We start from the raw sequence: 19,159 nt of genomic DNA, 5'->3' as shown, positions 1-19,159 counted from the left end.
GGAGGCCGTAACGCCTACGGCAGCGCCAGCATCCGCTCCAGCGCCAGCTTCGCGTACTTCTCCGTCTCCGGGTCGACCTCGATCCGGTTGACCAGGTTGCCCTCGGCCAGCGACTCCAGAGTCCACACCAGGTGCGGCAGATCGATCCGGTTCATCGTCGAGCAGAAGCAGACCGTCTTGTCGAGGAAGACGATCTCCTTGTCCTCCGCCGCGAACCGGTCGGCCAGGCGCCGCACCAGGTTCAGTTCGGTGCCGATCGCCCACTTCGAGCCGGCCGGCGCCGCCTCCAGGGCCTTGATGATGTACTCCGTCGAGCCGACGTAGTCCGCCGCCGCCACGACCTCGTGCTTGCACTCGGGGTGCACCAGCACATTGACGCCCGGGATGCGCTCGCGCACATCGTTGACGGACTCCACCGAGAAGCGCCCGTGCACCGAGCAGTGCCCGCGCCACAGGATCATCTTCGCGTTCCGCAGCTCCTCGGCGGTGAGGCCGCCGTTCGGCTTGTGCGGGTTGTAGAGGACGCAGTCCTCCAGAGTCATCCCCATGTCCCGGACCGCGGTGTTCCGGCCCAGGTGCTGGTCGGGAAGGAAGAGCACCTTCTCGCCCTGCTCGAAGGCCCACTCCAGGGCCCGCTTCGCATTGGACGAGGTGCAGATCGTGCCGCCGTTCCGGCCGGTGAAGGCCTTGATGTCGGCGGAGGAGTTCATGTAGGAGACGGGGACGACCTGCTCGGCGATCCCGGCCTCGGTCAGCACGTCCCAGCACTCGGCGACCTGCTCGGCAGTGGCCATGTCGGCCATCGAGCAGCCCGCGGCCAGGTCCGGCAGCACGACCTTCTGGTCATCGGTGGTCAGGATGTCCGCGGACTCGGCCATGAAGTGCACGCCGCAGAAGACGATGTACTCGGCTTCGGGCCGGGCGGCCGCGTCGCGGGCGAGCTTGAACGAGTCGCCGGTGACGTCCGCGAACTGGATGACCTCGTCGCGCTGGTAGTGGTGGCCGAGGACGAAGACCTTGTCCCCGAGCTTCTCCTTGGCCGCGCGGGCGCGCTCCACCAGGTCCGGGTCGGACGGGGAGGGCAGATCGCCAGGACACTCGACGCCGCGCTCGCTCCTGGGGTCGGCATCGCGGCCGAGGAGCAGCAGGGCGAGGGGCGTCGGCTGGACATCCAGTGGTTGGGCGGTGGTCACGTCACGCACCCTTTCTGTTCTGCGGTCAGCGGTGAAGCCGCTCCGGCGGAGCCGGGGCTTGCACCGGGAAGTCTTTTCGTCTATTTGACGCTATCTATCATATCTGCTTCATGTCAGTTTGACGACACCGATCGCGTCGATGTGACGCATCCCGTCCCGGGTGCGCGATGTCCCCGCTCGCGGACTCTTTCCGGACCGGTGTGCGAGCATGAAAGGAACAGGCAAGCGCTCGGCCCGGAATGAATCCGAGGTCCCGACGGTTGCAACGTCGGCAAGCAGTCCGTACAACCCGGGAGAGAAGCAGATGTCCGTATCGGACGAGACCACCACCGTGAGCGACGGCATCCTCCTGTCCGACGCCGCCGCAGCCAAGGTCAAGGGCCTGCTGGAGCAGGAAGGCCGTGACGACCTGGCGCTGCGCGTCGCCGTCCAGCCCGGCGGTTGCTCGGGCCTGCGCTACCAGCTCTTCTTCGACGAGCGTTCGCTCGACGGCGATGTCGTGAAGGACTTCGACGGCGTCAAGGTCGTCACCGACCGGATGAGCGCTCCGTACCTGGGCGGCGCCTCCATCGACTTCGTCGACACCATCGAGAAGCAGGGCTTCACGATCGACAACCCCAACGCCACGGGCTCCTGCGCCTGCGGCGACTCCTTCAGCTGAGGCGCGAAGGCGACAGCGGGCAAGCGGTACCCGCAGAAGGCGATGGCCCCCGGAATCCCGGGGGCCCTCGCCTTCTGCCGTGCCTGCCGGACCGCGCGAGCCCAGCCTGATCCAAACGAAAGACCCTGAGGGCTCCTCGCTGCGTTGTCGGTACGCCCGCGCACGACCGGCATGAGGACGCCCCTCCGCCTTGCGATGCACCGCATCCGACGCCGCGCGCCGATCCACCAGGGATCACGGGACAGCCGCAGCTGTCGTCGGCGCCCGCCAGGGATTACTGGGACAGCCTTCAGCCGCGCGGCACCACGCCGCCCGTCGTGTCGAGCACCTTTCGGTCACCCAGCGGCGCATCCAGCGTCACCGTTCGCGTCAGCTTCTTGGCGATCATGATGCAGACCTTCTTCGGGTCGGGGTTCGACTCGGTGATCGTCACCCGTACCGCGTCCGCGCTCTCGGTCGCGCTCGCCGCGTACGTACTGCACACCCCGCCCCAGAACGCCACCTCGAGTGTCCGCCCGTCGGCGCTGTACGAGATGAGCGGCCGCTGGGACCGTGCGTCGTCCCCCGGGCCGGGGCCCGCAGTCCTCCGGGGCGCCGGGGCCTTCGAGGGCTTCGCCAGCGAGTCCGGGTCCACCGCGACCTGCGTGACCGTGTTGCCCGTTCCGCCCGCGGCCGGGTGCACCGAGAACAGCCATGACGGTACGAGTGTCTGCTCGCCCTCCACGTACCGCATCGCGAGACCGAACACCGCCTTGTCGACCGTCACGGTCGTCGTTCCGCGCTCCGCCCCGGTCCGCGTCCCGCAACTGTTCCCCGGCGACTTCAGGGTGCCTTTCTCCAGCGGTACGGGGGTGGCGCACCCTCCGATGCCGCTGCGCGAAGCGTCCGCACGGCCCGCCCTGTTCAACTGGTTCAACGCGTCGCCCGCGCTGATCACCGGATACTCGGCGCCCTTCTCCAGACCCTTCAACTGCCCGCTGCCACCCGTCACTTCACCGTTGGGGCCCACCTGGATCCCGGTCGCCCAGCCATAGGTGGGCAGCCCGTCGACCACCGGGTTCGCGTTCACCACCCGTACCGAGCCCATCAGTTGGCGCGCGTCGAGAGCTGCGTCGTCCTGACCGGCCGCCTTCAGCACGGGCGCCGCGGCGGCCTTGGCCGCCTTCTCGCTCACCGGCGACCCCGTGTCGCCCGGCGCCATGTCCTTGCTCGAACACACCGTGGTGCTCTGACAGTTGTCCGTCCCGCCGGAGCCGTACCTGGCGAACGTCCAGGTGCCCGGCGCCTGCTTGTTCACCCGGAGCAGCGGACCTGAGCCGTCCCCGTCGGAACCCACCTTCCAGGCCGCGCCCTCGGCCCGCGGTGTACCCGCCACGCCCAGCGCCTTCGCGAGCCGTGCCACCTCCGCCGCCGATACCGTGCCCTTCGCGCGGTGGACAGCGGCCGTGTCCGGCCCGTCGGGCAGCTTGCCGGCCGCGTGGTAGACCACACCGCCGCCACCCGGATCGGGCTCGCCGACAGCAATGCCCTCGGGGGGCGCCGTCGGGCCGTCCGGGCCGCCCGGCGTCTCGTCGAGCGCGAGCAAGGGAGCAGCGTCGTCACTGCTGCCCGACCGGCTGCCCCCGTCGTCCGCCGCGGTGGCGGCCCAGTACGCGCCGCCGCCCCCGGCCAGCAGGACCGCTGCCGCCACCGAGGAGACGGCCAGCCGGGACCGCCGCCGGGGGCGGATCACGTCGTTGTCGGGTCGCTCGGTGCTCACCGGATCGCTCCTTCGACTGCGTTGCCGTCACCGTGACCGTCGCACGGTCATCGCGTGTCCCGCGAGTCGGGGACAACGGTGGGACGGAGCACGGGAGCACTCGGTTCCCCCATGGGGCATCCGGGTGATGTCCGGTGCGAGCGGCCGCCGCCCTCAGTCGCCGTACTCGGCCATCGAGTCGATCAGCCGTGCGGACGCGGCCGGCACGGTCACGCCGTGAATCAGGGCCGGCGGCACAGGGGTGGGAGTGACCGTGGCGGGTACCACCCAGTGCGGGGCCATCCGTGCGCAGTCACCGCGCAGCTCGGCCAGGCTGATCTCGGACTCGCGCGGGGCGATGTTCTTCGACATGTCCGCACCGTAGGCACCGCGAGCCTCAGGATAAAAGCCCTACTATCGGGTAGTTTTTCCCCCTTCAAGGTGAGTGCGGCGAACGGGTAGCGTGGACTGTCACGCCGTCCCGGGAGCGCAGTCACCCGTTCCCCTCGACCTCCGCAGGAGCAGTCTCCCCGTGCGCATCGCAGTCACCGGCTCCATCGCCACCGATCACCTCATGACCTTCCCGGGCCGTTTCGCCGACCAGCTGGTCGCCGACCAGCTGCACACGGTCTCGCTGTCCTTCCTGGTCGACAACCTCGATGTACGCCGGGGCGGTGTGGCTGCCAACATCTGCTTCGGCATGGGCCTCCTCGGCACCGGCCCGATCCTGGTCGGTGCCGCGGGCTCCGACTTCGACGAGTACCGCGCCTGGCTCGACCGGCACGGTGTGGACACCGGATCGGTCCGGATCTCCGAGGTCCTGCACACCGCCCGTTTCGTCTGCACGACGGACGCCGACCACAACCAGATCGGCTCCTTCTACACGGGCGCGATGAGCGAGGCCCGGCTGATCGAGCTGAAGGCCGTCGCCGACCGCGTGGGCGGGCTCGACCTCGTCTCGATCGGCGCCGACGACCCCGAGGCGATGCTCCGCCACACCGAGGAGTGCCGTTCGCGCGGCATCGCGTTCGCCGCCGACTTCTCGCAGCAGATCGCCCGGATGGACGGCGAAGAGATCCGGATCCTCCTCGACGGCGCCACGTACCTCTTCTCCAACGAGTACGAGAAGGGGCTCATCGAATCCAAGACCGGCTGGACGGACGAGGAGATCCTCGCCAAGGTCGGCCACCGCGTCACCACGCTCGGCGCCCGCGGCGTCCGGATCGAGCGGGCCGGCCAGGAGACCATCGAGGTCGGCTGCCCGGAGGAGGAGACGAAGGCCGACCCGACCGGCGTCGGCGACGCGTTCCGTGCCGGATTCCTCTCCGGCCTCGCCTGGGGCGTCGGCCTGGAGCGGGCCGCCCAGGTCGGCTGCATGCTCGCCACACTGGTCATCGAGACGGTCGGCACGCAGGAGTACACCCTGCGCCGCACCCACTTCATGGACCGCTTCACCAAGGCGTACGGCCACGACGCCGCCGCCGAGGTCCGCGCCCACCTCGCGTAGTCAGGACAGCCGGCGGACCACATAGGCCGAGCCGCGGTCCGCCGGCTCCTCTCCCACGTACTCCTGCTCACGCATCACGCACCACGCCGGGATGTCCAGCCGCGCGGCCTCGTCGTCGGAGAGCACGGTCACCGTCCCGCCCACCGGTACCTCTCCGATCACCTTTGCGAGTTCGATCACCGGGATCGGGCACCTCTTGCCCAGGGAGTCGACGACCAGGGACGTGGCGGCGGCGGGGGAGGGGGCCACCGAAACGGGCGCGCCCAGCTTCTCCCGTACCTCTGACACCACCCCGGGCAGCACCCGGAGGAAGCGGTCGACGTCCTCGGCCGTGGTGCCGGCCGGCAGGGACACCCGGACGTTCCCCTCCGACAGCACCCCCATCGCCCTCAGCACATGGCTCGGCGTCAGCGTGCTGCTGGTGCAGGACGAACCGGACGATACGGAGAACTCCGCCCGGTCCAGTTCGTGGAGCAGGGTCTCCCCGTCGACATAGAGACAGGAGAAGGTCACCAGATGCGGCAGTCGCCGCACCGGATCACCGACCACCTCCACCTCGGGCACCAGCTCCGGCACCCGGGCCCGGATCAGGTCCACCAGTGCCCGCAGCCGTACCGACTCCGCCGCCGCCTCCGCACGGACCGCGCGCAGCGACGCCGCCGCCGCCACAACCGCGGGAATGTTCTCGAACCCGGCGGCCCGTCCCGACTCCCGCTCGTCCGCCGGGCCTTGAGGGGCGAACCGGACACCCTTGCGCACGGCGAGCAGCCCCACCCCTGAAGGCCCGCCCCACTTGTGGGCGCTCGCCGCCAGCAGCGACCAGCCCGCCGGCACCGGACTCCAGCCCAGCGACTGTGCGGCATCCACCAGCAGGGGTACGCCCGACGCCCGGCAGAGTTCCGCGACCTCGGCCACCGGCTGCTCCGTACCGACCTCGTGGTTGGCGGACTGCAGGCAGGCCAGTGCGGTGTCCTCGCGCAGGGCCTCCCCGTACGCCGCCGCACTCACCGCCCCCGCCCGGTCCACCAGCACCTCGGCGAACGTCCCGCCGTGTGCCTCATGGGTGGCAGCCGCATGGAGGACCGACGAGTGCTCGACCGCCGAGACCACCAGGTGGCGGCCGACACGCCGACGCCCGGCGAGTGCTCCGGAGATCCCGGAGTGCACCGCCCGGGTCCCCGAAGAGGTGAAGGTGAGCTCGTCGGGACGGCACCCCACGGCCTCCGCGGCGGCCTCCCGGGCCGCGTCCAGCAGCAGTCGCGCCCGCCGCCCCTCCCGGTACAGCCGGGCAGGGTCGGCCCATCCCTCGTCCAGGGCGGCAAGCAGCGCCTGGCGGGCGACGGGGTGCAGGGGGGCGGAGGAGGCGGCGTCGAAGTAGGGCACACCTCCACGCTAGCTCGCGCCTGCCACCATGTCGGGAGGGGCCGGTCGCGCAGCCAGGAGAGGCCCCGTCAGATGGCGGCCGGAGGCCCGGATTCCACCCCTTCGGGGAGTCGGGCGGCGCGTTGGGCACCCTCCCCGCGCGACCCCAAATAGCGTCCAGTAGGGTTTGGTCCGCATAAACATCCAAACCCCTGCCCGCGTCAGGGCGGCGACCGACCAGCGAGACGGCCGCGCCGAACGCGCGGGCGAGACTCTCGGGAAGGCGCTACGTGAGTCCCAACGGCTCCGACCGCTCGTCGCGGCGCCCGATGCGGCGGAAGCTGCCGCAGGTGCTGACTGCGGGCCTGATCCTGGCGACCGCCACCGGTTGCACATACAAGGACTTTCCCCGCCTTGGTATGCCCACGCCGGTAACGGAAGAGGCACCACGGATCCTTTCCCTCTGGCAGGGCTCGTGGGCGGCAGCGCTCGCCACGGGTGTGCTGGTCTGGGGCCTGATCCTGTGGAGCGTCATCTTCCACCGGCGCAGCCGCACCAAGGTGGAGGTTCCTCCGCAGACCCGGTACAACATGCCCATCGAGGCGCTGTACACCGTGGTCCCTCTCATCATCGTCTCGGTGCTGTTCTACTTCACCGCGCGCGATGAAACGAAGCTCCTCTCACTCTCGGCGAAGCCCGCCCACACCATCAACGTGGTCGGCTACCAGTGGAGCTGGGGCTTCAACTACATCGAGAACGTGGACGGCTCGACCGCCACGGGCAACGAGATCCCCAAGGAGCTCGATGCCATTCCCAACCGGTTCCGTAAGCAGTTCCCCCCGGGTGCGGACGGCGTCTACGACGTCGGCGTCCCGGGCACCCGGAACCCGCAGAACGGCAACCCGGGCCCGACCCTGTGGCTGCCGAAGGGCGAGAAGGTCCGCTTCATTCTGACTTCGCGTGACGTCATCCACTCCTTCTGGGTGGTGCCGTTCCTCATGAAGCAGGACGTCATTCCGGGCCACACCAACTCCTTCGAGGTGACTCCCAACCAGGAGGGCACCTTCATGGGCAAGTGCGCCGAGCTCTGCGGCGTCGACCACTCCCGGATGCTCTTCAACGTCAAGGTCGTCTCCCCGGAGCGCTACCAGGCGCACCTCAAGGAGCTGGCCAAGAAGGGCCAGACGGGCTACGTGCCGGCCGGTATCGAGCAGACGAACCCGGCCAGGAATGCGGAGACGAACAAACTGTGAGCATTCTCAACGAATCTCAGGGTGCCGCGGCAGCAGACGACTCGTACGAGGACGAGCTGCCGGTCCGGCGCAAGCAGCCGGGAAATGTCGTCATCAAGTGGCTGACCACCACTGACCACAAGACGATCGGCACGATGTACCTGGTCACGTCGTTCGCGTTCTTCTGCATCGGCGGTCTGCTGGCGCTCTTCATGCGCGCCGAGCTGGCCCGTCCCGGCACGCAGATCATGTCGAACGAGCAGTTCAACCAGGCGTTCACGATGCACGGCACGATCATGCTGCTGATGTTCGCGACGCCGCTGTTCGCCGGGTTCGCGAACTGGATCATGCCGCTGCAGATCGGCGCGCCCGACGTGGCGTTCCCGCGGCTGAACATGTTCGCGTACTGGCTGTACCTCTTCGGCTCGATCATCGCGGTGGCCGGCTTCCTCACCCCGCAGGGTGCGGCCGACTTCGGCTGGTTCGCCTACTCCCCGCTCTCGGACGCGGTCCGTTCGCCGGGTGTCGGCGCCGACATGTGGATCATGGGTCTGGCCTTCTCCGGCTTCGGCACGATCCTCGGTTCGGTCAACTTCATCACCACGATCATCTGTATGCGCGCACCCGGTATGACGATGTTCCGCATGCCGATCTTCGTGTGGAACGTCCTGCTGACCGGTGTGCTGGTCCTGCTGGCCTTCCCGGTGCTCGCCGCCGCGCTCTTCGCGCTGGAGGCGGACCGCAAGTTCGGGGCGCATGTATTCGACGCGGCCAACGGCGGCGCGTTGCTCTGGCAACACCTCTTCTGGTTCTTCGGCCATCCAGAGGTGTACATCATCGCGTTGCCATTCTTCGGAATCATCTCCGAAGTGATCCCGGTGTTCAGCCGGAAGCCGATGTTCGGTTACATCGGCCTGATCAGCGCGACGATCGCCATCGCGGGCCTGTCCGTGACCGTGTGGGCGCACCACATGTACGTCACCGGCGGTGTGCTGCTGCCGTTCTTCTCGTTCATGACGTTCCTCATCGCGGTACCGACCGGTGTGAAGTTCTTCAACTGGATCGGGACGATGTGGAAGGGATCGCTGTCCTTCGAGACACCGATGCTGTGGGCCGTCGGCTTCCTGATCACCTTCACCTTCGGTGGTCTGACCGGCGTCATCCTGGCCTCGCCCCCGCTGGACTTCCACGTCTCGGACTCGTACTTCGTCGTCGCGCACTTCCACTACGTCATCTTCGGCACCGTGGTCTTCGCGATGTTCTCCGGATTCCACTTCTGGTGGCCGAAGTTCACCGGCAAGATGCTGGACGAGCGGCTCGGCAAGATGACGTTCTGGACGCTGTTCGTGGGCTTCCACGGCACGTTCCTGGTGCAGCACTGGCTCGGTGCCGAGGGCATGCCGCGCCGCTACGCGGACTACCTCGCCGCCGACGGCTTCACCGCGCTGAACACGATCTCGACGATCTCCTCGTTCCTGCTCGGCCTGTCGATGCTGCCGTTCTTCTACAACGTGTGGAAGACCGCCAAGTACGGCAAGAAGGTCGAGGTCGACGACCCGTGGGGGTACGGCCGTTCGCTGGAGTGGGCGACGTCCTGCCCGCCGCCGCGGCACAACTTCCTCAGCCTGCCGCGGATCCGTTCCGAATCCCCGGCGTTCGACCTGCACCACCCGGAGATCTCGGCGCTCGAGCAGCTGGAGCATCACTCCGAGGCTGACAAGGCCCTCGCGGGTGGCAAGGAGGCCGGCAAGTGAAGATCCAGGGCAAGATGTTCCTCTGGCTGAGCGTCTTCATCCTCGCCATCGCAGTGACCTACGGCGTGTGGTCGAAGGAGCCGGCCGGTACCACCGCGCTCGTCCTGGCCTTCGGCCTGAGCGTCATGATCGGCTTCTACCTGGCCTTCACGGCGCAGCGGGTCGACGCGATGGCTCAGGACAACAAGGAAGCCGATGTCGCGGACGAGGCCGGCGAGGTGGGGTTCTTCTCCCCGCACAGCTGGCAGCCGCTCTCGCTGGCCGTCGGCGGCGCCCTCGCGTTCATGGGGGTCATCTTCGGATGGTGGCTGCTCTACTTCTCGGCCCCGGTCATCCTGATCGGCCTGTTCGGCTGGGTCTTCGAGTACTACCGCGGTGAGAACCGCACCCAGTGACACCGCTCCACCTGACGGGGGCCCGCACTTCTCATGTGAGAGGTGCGGGTCCCCCGTTTGCAGTCACCCGGCGCGCTGAAACTGATGAATCTTCTTAGCGTGGTGACCATGAACACGCCGCGCATTCGTCCCGTAGTGAGCTGCACGCTGCTGGTCATGACCCTGGTTGCAGGGGCGACCGCCTGTGGCGGGCCACATGGTCATCCACTCGCCGAACAGCCGTACGACGCGGCGGACGAGATCACCTCCAACGCCCCGGCGGGCGGCAAGAAGGCCGATCCCGACAAGCCCCTCGAAGTCACCGCCACCGGTGACGACGGCCGGATCACGGACGTGGCCGCGGTGGACACCGCCGGGCGCCATCTCGCGGGCGAACTCTCGGCCGACGGGCTGCGATGGCACTCCACCGTCCCGCTCGCGGCCGGCACCCGCTACACCGTCAAGGTCAGCGTCGAGGACGACGACGGCGCTCCGGGCAGCCGTACGCTCTCCTTCGAGACGGCCCCGGCGAAGAAGCTCCTGAACATCACCTTCGGCCCGCACGCGGGCACCTACGGCGTCGGACAGCCCATTACGGCGGAACTCAGCGCTCCGGTCAAGGGCAAGGCCGCCAGGGCCACCGTGGAGCGCGCGCTGAAGGTCCGCTCCACGCCCGCCGTGACGGGCTCCTGGTACTGGGTCGACGACAAGATCCTGCATTACCGCCCGCAGGAGTACTGGCCGGCCCGGGCCACGATCGAGGTCAGCAGCAACATGGCCGGCATCAGGGTCACCAAGGGGCTGTACGGAGCCCCCACGAAGGCGTTGAAGATCACTACCGGCGACCGTATCGAGGCCATCACCGACGCTGCCGCGCATTCCATGACGGTCAAGCGCAACGGGCAAGTGATCAACACCATTCCGGTGACCACCGGAAGGCCCGGCTTCGACACCCGCAACGGTGTCAAGGTCGTGCTGAGCAAGGAGTACTCCGTACGCATGCGCGGGGAGACCATCGGCATCTCGGAGAATTCCAGCGACGGGTACGACCTGATGGTCTACTACGCGACCCGCGTCACCTGGAGCGGTGAGTACGTGCACGCGGCCCCCTGGTCCACCGGCTCGCAGGGGTACGCGAACGTCAGCCACGGCTGTACGGGCATGAGCAACGCCCAGGCCCAGTGGTTCTTCAACACCGTGCGCGAGGGCGACCTCGTCTCGGTCGTCGGCAGCCAGGGCGCCACGATGACGCCGTTCGACAACGGCTACGGCGACTGGAACCTGTCCTGGGCCAAGTGGCAGCAGGGCAGCGCCCTGCAGAACAAGGCCGCCCCGGACGGGTCGACGGTGCAGGCGGCGCGCCTGCGCCCCGAGGTCTGACCGGCCAGGGGTGCGCCGCGGAGTGCGCTGCCCCTCCAGGGGACATGAAGCAGCCGCGGCCCGCCCCGCGGGGGAACCGGGGGCCGGGCCGCAGCAGGACTCAGGACTGTACGCAGAGCCTGCTGCGCAGCAGAGCGGCCAGCGCGTCCGCGAACTCGACCGGCTCGACCGGAAGGGTCACCGCGGCGTCCGCGCGGCTCCACGTGGCCAGCCAGGCGTCCTGCGGACGCCCGATCAGCAGCAGCACCGGCGGGCAGTGGAAGATCTCGTCCTTGATCTGCCGGCAGACGCCCATGCCGCCCGCCGGGGCCGTCTCGCCGTCCAGCACGCACACGTCGATGCCGCCGTTCTCCAGCGCGGTCAGGACGGCGGGCAGGGTGGCGCACTCCACGAACTCCACCGGTGGCACGTCCGCCGCAGGCCTGCGACCGGCGGCCAGCCTCACCTGCTCACGGGTGTTGGCATCGTCGCTGTAGACCAGGACCGTGGCGGTCGGCTGCATTGTTCCTCCGTGACATCTGTGTCTTCGGGGCTCTCGGGGCATGAACCGATGCGCGGATCGTACTCCGACCGACAGCCTGTCAGCACCGGTAATGACACCGATTCGATGGGCCGTTCGGGCAGGACACACCCTGCTGACACACCGAACGGCACCCCCCGGAGTGAGGGCGGGATAAGCGACCGACATAATGTCGGTCGTGGCGACAGCAACGACAGTAGAAACCGGGCACGCGCACCCGTCGGTCAATCGACCGAACCTCACCAGCGTCGGAACCATCATCTGGTTGAGTTCCGAGCTGATGTTCTTCGCGGCCCTCTTCGCGATGTACTTCACCCTCCGATCGGTGATGGGACCCGACCACTGGAAGGAAATGGCTTCCGCCCTGAACTTCCCGTTCTCGGCGACGAACACCACGATCCTGGTGCTCTCCTCCCTCACCTGCCAGCTCGGCGTCTTCGCCGCGGAGCGGGGCGATGTGAAGAAGCTCCGTGCCTGGTTCGTGATCACGTTCGTGATGGGTGCGATCTTCATCGGAGGCCAGGTCTTCGAGTACACCGAGCTGGTGAAGAAGGACGGCCTCTCGCTGTCCTCCGACCCGTACGGCTCGGTGTTCTACCTGACCACCGGCTTCCACGGTCTGCATGTGACAGGCGGTCTCATCGCCTTCCTGCTCGTACTGGGCAGGACATACGCAGCCAAGAGATTCACCCATGAACAGGCGACCGCTGCCATCGTCGTGTCCTATTACTGGCACTTCGTCGATGTCGTGTGGATCGGCCTCTTCGCCACGATCTACATGATCAAGTAACCGGGCTCGAACCCGAACCACATCCAGCATCGACGCAGAAGATCCTGACACCGGGGTAATCCGTGAAAAAGCTCTCCGCACGACGACGCCATCCGTTGGCGGCGGTCGTCGTACTACTCCTCGCGCTGGCGGCTACCGGGGGGCTGTACGCCGCGTTTGCGCCCGCGAGCAAGGCGCAGGCCGACGACACCGCCCAGTCCCTCGCCATCGATGAGGGCAAGAAGCTGTACTCCGTCGGTTGCGCCAGCTGCCACGGAGCCGGCGGTCAGGGCTCGTCCGACGGGCCGAGCCTGGTCGGCGTGGGCTCCGCCGCCGTCGACTTCCAGGTCGGCACGGGCCGCATGCCGGCCCAGCAGCCGGGTGCCCAGGTACCGAAGAAGAAGGTCATCTACACCCAGGCCGAGATCGACCAGCTCGCGGCGTACGTCGCGTCGCTCGGCGCCGGCCCGATCGTGCCGACCGAGGACCAGGTCAGCCCTGACGGTGCGGACATCGCCAAGGGTGGCGACCTGTTCCGTACCAACTGCGCGCAGTGCCACAACTTCACCGGCGAGGGCGGTGCCCTGACGAAGGGCAAGTACGCGCCCAGCCTTGAGGGCGTGGACCCGAAGCACATCTACGAGGCCATGCAGACCGGCCCGCAGAGCATGCCGTCCTTCCCCGACTCGACGATGCCCGAGCAGCAGAAGCGGGACATCATCGCGTACGTCAAGACCGTGAACAGCGCCGAGTCCGAGACCCCTGGTGGCCTCAAGCTGGGCGGGCTCGGTCCGGTCAGCGAGGGTCTGTTCGCCTGGATCTTCGGTCTGGGCGCACTCGTCGCAGTTGCCGTTTGGGTCGCGGCCCACACCGCTAAGGCCAAGAAGTCATGAGTAGCCAAGAGAAGATTCCAGAAGAGAACCTGCCCGCTGAGCAGGAGACCGCGCACGGCGCGGTAGAGGGCGCGGACGACCCGTTCGCCGACCCGGGGCTGCCGGCCCACCGGCCGCGCATCCAGGACATCGACGAACGGGCCGCGAAGCGCTCCGAGCGCACGGTCGCGTTCCTGTTCGTGCTGTCCATGCTGGCGACCGTCGGCTTCATCGCCTCGTACGTCATCTTCCCGGTGGACAAGATCGTGTTCATCTGGCCGTTCGGCCATGTGAGCGCGCTCAACTTCTCCCTCGGGCTGACCCTGGGCGTGGCTCTCTTCACGATCGGCGCGGGCGCCGTCCACTGGGCGCGCACCCTGATGTCCGACGAGGAAGTCGCCGACGACCGGCACGCCATCGAGGCGGAGCCCGAGGTCAAGGCGAAGGTTCTCGCCGACTTCGCGGCCGGTGCCGAGGAGTCCGCGTTCGGCCGGCGCAAGCTGATCCGCAACACCCTGTTCGGTGCGCTGGCCCTGGTGCCGCTCTCCGGCGTGATGCTGTTGCGCGACCTCGGCCCGCTGCCGGAGAAGAAGCTCCGTCAGACCCTGTGGTCCAAGGGCAAGCAGCTCATCAACATGAACACGATGGAGCCCCTGCGTCCCGAGGACGTCGCCGTCGGTTCGCTGACCTTCGCCATGCCCGAGGGCCTGACGGAGGACGCTCACGACTTCCAGACGCAGATCGCCAAGGCTGCGCTGATGATCATCCGTATCCAGCCGGAGAACATCAAGGACAAGCGTGAGCGCGAGTGGGCCCACGAGGGCATCGTGGCCTTCTCGAAGATCTGCACCCACGTCGGCTGCCCGATCAGCCTGTACGAGCAGCAGACGCACCACGTGCTCTGCCCGTGCCACCAGTCCACCTTCGACCTCTCCGACGGCGCCCGCGTCATCTTCGGTCCGGCCGGTCACTCCCTTCCGCAGCTGCGGATCGGTGTGAACAGCGAGGGCAACCTCGAGGCGCTCGGTGACTTCGAAGAGCCCGTCGGTCCTGCATTCTGGGAGCGCGGATGAGTACTGCGACCGACACGAAGCGCAAGGCGCCCGCCGGCGAGCGGGTGGCCGACTGGGCGGACGGCCGGCTCGGGATCTACTCCCTGGCCAAGGCCAACATGCGCAAGATCTTCCCGGACCACTGGTCCTTCATGCTCGGTGAAGTCGCCCTCTACAGCTTCATCATCATCATCCTCACGGGTGTGTATCTGACGCTGTTCTTCCACCCGAGCATGAACGAGGTCGTGTATCACGGCTCGTACGAGCCGATGCAGGGCATCCGGATGTCCGAGGCCTACGCCTCGACGCTGGACATCAGCTTCGACATCCGCGGTGGTCTGCTGGTCCGCCAGATCCACCACTGGGCCGCGCTGATCTTCCTCGCCGCCATGTTCGTGCACATGATGCGCGTCTTCTTCACGGGTGCGTTCCGCAAGCCGCGTGAGATCAACTGGCTGTTCGGCTTCCTGCTGTTCGTGCTGGGTATGTTCACCGGCTTCACGGGCTACTCGCTCCCGGACGACCTGCTCTCGGGTACGGGTGTCCGCTTCACCCAGGGCGCGATCCTGTCCATGCCGATCGTCGGCACGTACATCTCGATGTTCCTGTTCGGCGGAGAGTTCCCCGGCGGCGACTTCGTCGCCCGGTTCTACTCGATCCACATCCTGCTGCTGCCGGGCATCATGCTCGGCCTCGTGGTCGCCCACCTGATCCTGGTGTTCTTCCACAAGCACACGCAGTTCGCGGGTCCCGGCCGCACCAACAAGAACGTCGTCGGTATGCCGCTGCTGCCGATCTACATGGCCAAGGCCGGAGGCTTCTTCTTCCTGGTCTTCGGTGTCATCGCGGTCATCGCGGCGATCGCCTCGATCAACCCGATCTGGGCCATCGGTCCGTACCGTCCGGACCAGGTGTCCACCGGCGCCCAGCCCGACTGGTACATGGGCTTCGCCGAGGGTCTGATCCGAGTGATGCCGGGCTGGGAGATCAACCTCTGGGGTCACACGCTCGTCCTGGGTGTGTTCATCCCGCTGATGGCCTTCGGCCTGGTGCTGGCAGTGATCGCGGTCTACCCGTTCGTCGAGTCCTGGATCACCGGGGACAAGCGCGAGCACCACATCCTGGACCGCCCGCGCAACGCCCCGACCCGGACGGCCTTCGGCGTCGCCTGGATCACGGAGTACATCATCGTCTTCATCGGCGGTGGTAACGACCTCTGGGCCACGCACTTCGATCTCTCGCTGAACTCCATCTCGTGGTTCGTCCGGATCTTCATCTTCGTGGGACCGGTCCTGGCGTTCCTCGTCACGAAGCGGATCTGCCTCGGGCTTCAGCGCCGCGACAAGGAGAAGGTGCTGCACGGACGCGAGTCCGGCATCATCAAGCGCCTGCCGCACGGTGAGTTCGTCGAGATCCACGAGCCGCTCAACCCCGCGCAGCTGCACACGCTCACCGCGCACGAGCAGTACAAGCCGGTCGAGATCGGCCCGACGGTCGACGAGAACGGTGTCGAGCGCAAGGTGCCCGCGATGCAGAAGCTGCGGGCCAAGCTCAGTAAGGGTTACTTCGGCGAGCACAACCAGATCGAAAAGCCCACTGTCGAGGAGTACAAGGAGATCACCAGCGGCCACGGCCACCACTGATCGCCTCAACTGATCGCCACAGCGGGAGCCCCGTCCATTCGATGGACGGGGCTCTTTGCTGTCCCGGGCGCTCGATAGGGTGGGTCCATACCCTTTTCGGCTGTGGACCCCCAGGAGCGGACCATGAACGTTGTGACCCCGGTCGGCGGCGACAGCGTGGCGGCTCGTTCCTGGCCCGGCGTACTGAACGCTCTGCTGCGCGGCCAGGACCTGACCGCCGACGACACCGCCTGGGCGATGGACAACATCATGAGCGGCGAGGCGACCGACGTGCAGATCGCCGGTTTCGCCGTCGCCCTGCGCGCCAAGGGCGAGACGGTCGACGAGGTCACCGGACTCGTCCGCGCCATGTACGAGCACGCGACCACGATCCAGGTGCCGGGCCGCACGGTCGACATCGTCGGAACCGGCGGCGACCTCGCCAAAACGGTCAACATCTCCACGATGTCCGCGATCGTCGTCGCGGGCACCGGAGCCAAGGTCGTCAAGCACGGCAACCGCGCCTCCTCCTCGGCCAGTGGCGCCTCCGACGTCCTGGAGAAGCTCGGGGTCAATCTGGAGCTGGCCCCGCAGCGGGTCGTCGAGGTGGCGGAGGAGGCGGGTATCACCTTCTGCTTCGCGGTGAAGTTCCACCCCGCCCTGCGGTACGCCGCGCGGGCCCGCAAGGAGCTCGGCGCGCAGACCACGTTCAACATCCTCGGTCCGCTCACCAACCCGGCCCAGGTGCGCTCCCAGGCCATCGGTGTCGCCGACCTGAAGATGGCCCCCATCGTCGCGGGCGTGCTCGCTGCGCGCGGCAACTCGGCGCTGGTCTTCCGCGGCGACGACGGTCTGGACGAGCTGACGACCACGGCGACCTCCCGGATCTGGGTGGTCCGGGACGGCGAGGTGCGAGAGGAGGCCTTCGACCCGCGCGACGTCGGCCTCCAGCTGGTCCCCGTCGAGGCGCTGCGCGGCGCCGACGCCTCGTACAACGCCGATGTGGCCCGCCGGCTGCTGGCCGGTGAGACCGGTCCGGTACGCGAAGCGGTGCTGCTCAACTCGGCGGCGGCGCTGGTGGCGCTGGACCCGGGTGAGGGCACGTTGAACGAGCAGCTGGCCGCCGGGATCGCCAAAGCCGCCGAGTCCATCGACTCGGGTGCGGCCCGGGCGGCGCTGGAGCGCTGGGTGACGGTCAGCAACGCCTGACCGAACGGGAAATACGAGCCGGGGCGCAGTCCAGATCTTGGACTGCGCCTTGCGCGTCGACACACGTATGGCAGGATGCTGGACAGGTCATGAGTGACAGCGACTACGGCCCCGGCCCGCTGTCCGGCAACCCTCCGTCCGTGGCGGGGTGCCCCGGGTGAAGACCAGGCCGTAGGCAGCGAGGTCTGCGGCAAGCGCGGACCCCTCGACATCTGTGAATGTCATATCCCTGGGGTCCTGGTCCTCAAGGAGCCTCTTGTGAGCAAGCGAATGCGATAGGGCCCGTTCCGGCCCCTCTCCGCACCCCTTTTCTTCCTCCTGCGCTGCCGCGTACCCGCCGGCGCAGTGAATTCGCCTGCCCCATACGGGAGTTCGCCATGTCTGTTGTCACCGCTGCCGTCGACCGCTCCATTTGTTCCCCGCTGCCCGTTCTGGGCAAGGACGTGACTGTTCCGCTGGTTACCGGCGGAGAGGTCACCTATGCCGCTCTGGACTACGCGGCCAGCGCCCCGGCGCTGCAGCGGGTGTGGGACGACGTCGCTGCGTACGCCCCGTACTACGGCAGCGTCCACCGCGGCGCCGGCTACCTCTCGCAGCTCTCCACGGACCTCTTCGAGAACAGCCGCAAGGCGGTTGCGGAGTTCCTCGGCTGCCGCCCCGAGGACCAGGTGATCTTCACCCGGTCGACGACGGACTCGCTGAACCTGCTGGCCGCGGCGGTCCCCGCCGACTGTCAGGTCTTCGTGTACGAGACCGAGCACCATGCCTCGCTGCTGCCCTGGCGCGACGCCCGTGTCACCTACCTCAACGCTCCCCGCACCCCGGCCCAGGCGGTCGAGACGCTGGAGCGGGCGCTCGCCGGCCGTGACCCCTACGGCCCCGCGCTGGTCTGCGTCACCGGCGCCTCGAACGTCACCGGTGAGCTGTGGCCGGTGAAGGAGCTGGCCGCAGCCGCCCACGCCCACGGTGCCCGGATCGTGCTGGACGCCGCACAGCTCGCGCCGCACCACCCGGTCGACATCACCGAGCTGGACGTCGACTGGGTGGCCTTCTCCGGGCACAAGCTGTACGCGCCGTTCGGCTCCGGTGTCCTCGCGGGCCGCGCCGACTGGCTGCAGGACGCCGAGCCGTACCTGGCCGGTGGCGGCGCCTCCCGGAAGGTCGCCCGGCGCACCGACGGCGGTGTGGACGTGGAGTGGCACTCCACCGCCGCCCGGCACGAGGCCGGTTCGCCCAACGTCATCGGCGTCTACTCCATCGCCTCCGCCTGCAAGGCGCTCACCGAGGCCGGCTTCGACCGCCTCGTCGCCCGCGAGCAGCAGCTCGTCACCCGGGTCCGCGAGGGCCTCGCCGAGGTTCCCCAGGTCAAGGTGCTGTCGCTGTTCGGCGACGACGCACCCCGGGTCGGCGTCATCTCCTTCGTGGTGGAGGGCTGGAACAGCTCGCACTTCGCCGCGGCGCTCTCCGCCGAGTACGGCATCGGGGTACGCGACGGACTGTTCTGCGCCCACCCGCTGGTGCGCACCCTGCTCGGCAGCGACCCGCAGGACCCGGGCGAGTGCGGCGCGCCGGAGGCCGAGCCCGGCGAGCGCTCGCTGAACGCGATCCGGGTCAGCTTCGGCGCCGGCACGCCGGACGAGCACATCGAGCGCTTCGTCCGTGCGGTCAAGGAGCTGGTGAGCGAGGGTGCCCGGTGGAAGTACCGCACCGAGGACGGCCGCTGCGTCCCGGACCGGGGCACGACTCAGGTCTGACGGCCGGGAGCCGGGGTCGTAATACTTCGGCCGGGGACGGGCAGCTGCCCGTCCCCGGCCGAAGTATTACGCCGTGATGTGGTGTACCTAAGGGCTGTCCCGCAATCCCTGGTGGATCAGCGGCGGCGTCGGATGCGGCGCATCGCGAGGCGGAGGGGCG

General features: G+C 68.2%; 17 protein-coding genes and 1 riboswitch. Of the genes, 12 read left to right on the top strand and 5 right to left on the bottom strand.

Annotated elements, in window-relative coordinates:
* Positions 1-14 precede the first annotated feature (14 nt).
* A complete protein-coding gene (gene nadA / locus ACFYP5_RS07150) occupies positions 15-1,202 on the bottom strand; it encodes a quinolinate synthase NadA (protein ID WP_389031708.1) in 1,188 nt (395 codons plus the stop codon).
* Positions 1,203-1,497: 295 nt separating this feature from the next.
* Here nadA and ACFYP5_RS07145 point away from each other — a divergent pair, with 295 nt between their 5' ends.
* Complete coding sequence (locus ACFYP5_RS07145; RefSeq protein WP_030933606.1) at positions 1,498-1,854, top strand: iron-sulfur cluster assembly accessory protein; 357 nt, start codon at positions 1,498-1,500, stop codon at positions 1,852-1,854.
* 289 nt (positions 1,855-2,143) lie between these two features.
* Here the strand turns inward: ACFYP5_RS07145 and ACFYP5_RS07140 are convergent, their stop codons facing one another.
* The gene (locus ACFYP5_RS07140) at positions 2,144-3,613 is read right to left on the bottom strand and encodes a hypothetical protein (protein ID WP_389031706.1); all 1,470 of its coding nucleotides are present in this window, start codon (positions 3,611-3,613) and stop codon (positions 2,144-2,146) included.
* Between the two features lie 153 nt (positions 3,614-3,766).
* A complete protein-coding gene (locus tag ACFYP5_RS07135; protein ID WP_389031703.1) occupies positions 3,767-3,964 on the bottom strand; it encodes a hypothetical protein in 198 nt (65 codons plus the stop codon).
* A 160-nt stretch (positions 3,965-4,124) separates the two neighbouring features.
* Here ACFYP5_RS07135 and ACFYP5_RS07130 point away from each other — a divergent pair, with 160 nt between their 5' ends.
* The gene (locus ACFYP5_RS07130; RefSeq protein ID WP_030933597.1) at positions 4,125-5,099 is read left to right on the top strand and encodes a carbohydrate kinase family protein; all 975 of its coding nucleotides are present in this window, start codon (positions 4,125-4,127) and stop codon (positions 5,097-5,099) included.
* Here the strand turns inward: ACFYP5_RS07130 and ACFYP5_RS07125 are convergent, their stop codons facing one another.
* A complete protein-coding gene (locus ACFYP5_RS07125) occupies positions 5,100-6,482 on the bottom strand; it encodes a cysteine desulfurase/sulfurtransferase TusA family protein (RefSeq protein ID WP_389031701.1) in 1,383 nt (460 codons plus the stop codon).
* A 269-nt stretch (positions 6,483-6,751) separates the two neighbouring features.
* Here ACFYP5_RS07125 and coxB point away from each other — a divergent pair, with 269 nt between their 5' ends.
* From coxB to ACFYP5_RS07105, 4 genes are all read left to right on the top strand, one after another.
* On the top strand, positions 6,752-7,714 hold the full coding sequence (gene coxB, locus ACFYP5_RS07120) for a cytochrome c oxidase subunit II (protein WP_389031698.1): 963 nt from the start codon (positions 6,752-6,754) through the stop codon (positions 7,712-7,714).
* Positions 7,711-9,447: a cytochrome c oxidase subunit I gene (gene ctaD, locus ACFYP5_RS07115; RefSeq protein ID WP_389031695.1), complete on the top strand. Its 1,737-nt coding sequence runs from the start codon at positions 7,711-7,713 to the stop codon at positions 9,445-9,447. The genes coxB and ctaD overlap by 4 nt, the downstream gene beginning before the upstream one ends.
* A complete protein-coding gene (locus ACFYP5_RS07110; RefSeq protein ID WP_389031692.1) occupies positions 9,444-9,842 on the top strand; it encodes a cytochrome c oxidase subunit 4 in 399 nt (132 codons plus the stop codon). Before ctaD ends, ACFYP5_RS07110 begins: the two co-directional genes overlap by 4 nt.
* 84 nt (positions 9,843-9,926) lie before the next feature.
* Positions 9,927-11,201: an Ig-like domain-containing protein gene (locus ACFYP5_RS07105; RefSeq protein ID WP_389031689.1), complete on the top strand. Its 1,275-nt coding sequence runs from the start codon at positions 9,927-9,929 to the stop codon at positions 11,199-11,201.
* 100 nt (positions 11,202-11,301) lie between these two features.
* On the opposite strand, the gene ACFYP5_RS07100 is transcribed toward ACFYP5_RS07105, so the two are convergent.
* Positions 11,302-11,703: a hypothetical protein gene (locus tag ACFYP5_RS07100; RefSeq protein WP_388742882.1), complete on the bottom strand. Its 402-nt coding sequence runs from the start codon at positions 11,701-11,703 to the stop codon at positions 11,302-11,304.
* A gap of 187 nt (positions 11,704-11,890) precedes the next feature.
* Between ACFYP5_RS07100 and ACFYP5_RS07095 the strand changes: the two genes are divergently transcribed.
* The 6 genes from ACFYP5_RS07095 (at position 11,891) to ACFYP5_RS07070 (ending at position 18,999) form a co-directional block, all read left to right on the top strand.
* Complete coding sequence (locus tag ACFYP5_RS07095) at positions 11,891-12,511, top strand: heme-copper oxidase subunit III (protein ID WP_030933584.1); 621 nt, start codon at positions 11,891-11,893, stop codon at positions 12,509-12,511.
* Between the two features lie 62 nt (positions 12,512-12,573).
* Positions 12,574-13,383, top strand: a complete 810-nt coding sequence (locus ACFYP5_RS07090) for a c-type cytochrome (protein WP_313936919.1) — start codon at positions 12,574-12,576, stop codon at positions 13,381-13,383.
* Positions 13,380-14,435 carry a Rieske 2Fe-2S domain-containing protein gene (locus ACFYP5_RS07085; RefSeq protein WP_389031686.1) on the top strand — a complete coding sequence of 352 codons (1,056 nt, stop codon included), beginning with the start codon at positions 13,380-13,382 and terminating at the stop codon, positions 14,433-14,435. Before ACFYP5_RS07090 ends, ACFYP5_RS07085 begins: the two co-directional genes overlap by 4 nt.
* Positions 14,432-16,057 carry a cytochrome bc complex cytochrome b subunit gene (locus ACFYP5_RS07080; RefSeq protein WP_389031683.1) on the top strand — a complete coding sequence of 542 codons (1,626 nt, stop codon included), beginning with the start codon at positions 14,432-14,434 and terminating at the stop codon, positions 16,055-16,057. Before ACFYP5_RS07085 ends, ACFYP5_RS07080 begins: the two co-directional genes overlap by 4 nt.
* Positions 16,058-16,180: 123 nt before the next feature.
* A complete protein-coding gene (gene trpD / locus ACFYP5_RS07075; protein WP_313936917.1) occupies positions 16,181-17,245 on the top strand; it encodes an anthranilate phosphoribosyltransferase in 1,065 nt (354 codons plus the stop codon).
* 85 nt (positions 17,246-17,330) lie between these two features.
* A riboswitch (SAM riboswitch) is annotated at positions 17,331-17,448 on the top strand.
* 174 nt (positions 17,449-17,622) lie between these two features.
* Positions 17,623-18,999, top strand: coding sequence for an aminotransferase class V-fold PLP-dependent enzyme (locus tag ACFYP5_RS07070; RefSeq protein ID WP_389031680.1), 1,377 nt, complete (start codon positions 17,623-17,625; stop codon positions 18,997-18,999).
* Positions 19,000-19,159 lie beyond the last annotated feature (160 nt).

This window comes from Streptomyces sp. NPDC005262 (genome assembly GCF_042872425.1).
In the GTDB taxonomy this organism is placed as follows: Bacteria; Actinomycetota; Actinomycetes; order Streptomycetales; family Streptomycetaceae; genus Streptomyces.
Note: the sequence above shows the minus strand (reverse complement) of the source record. Positions and strands in the feature narration are given on the sequence as shown.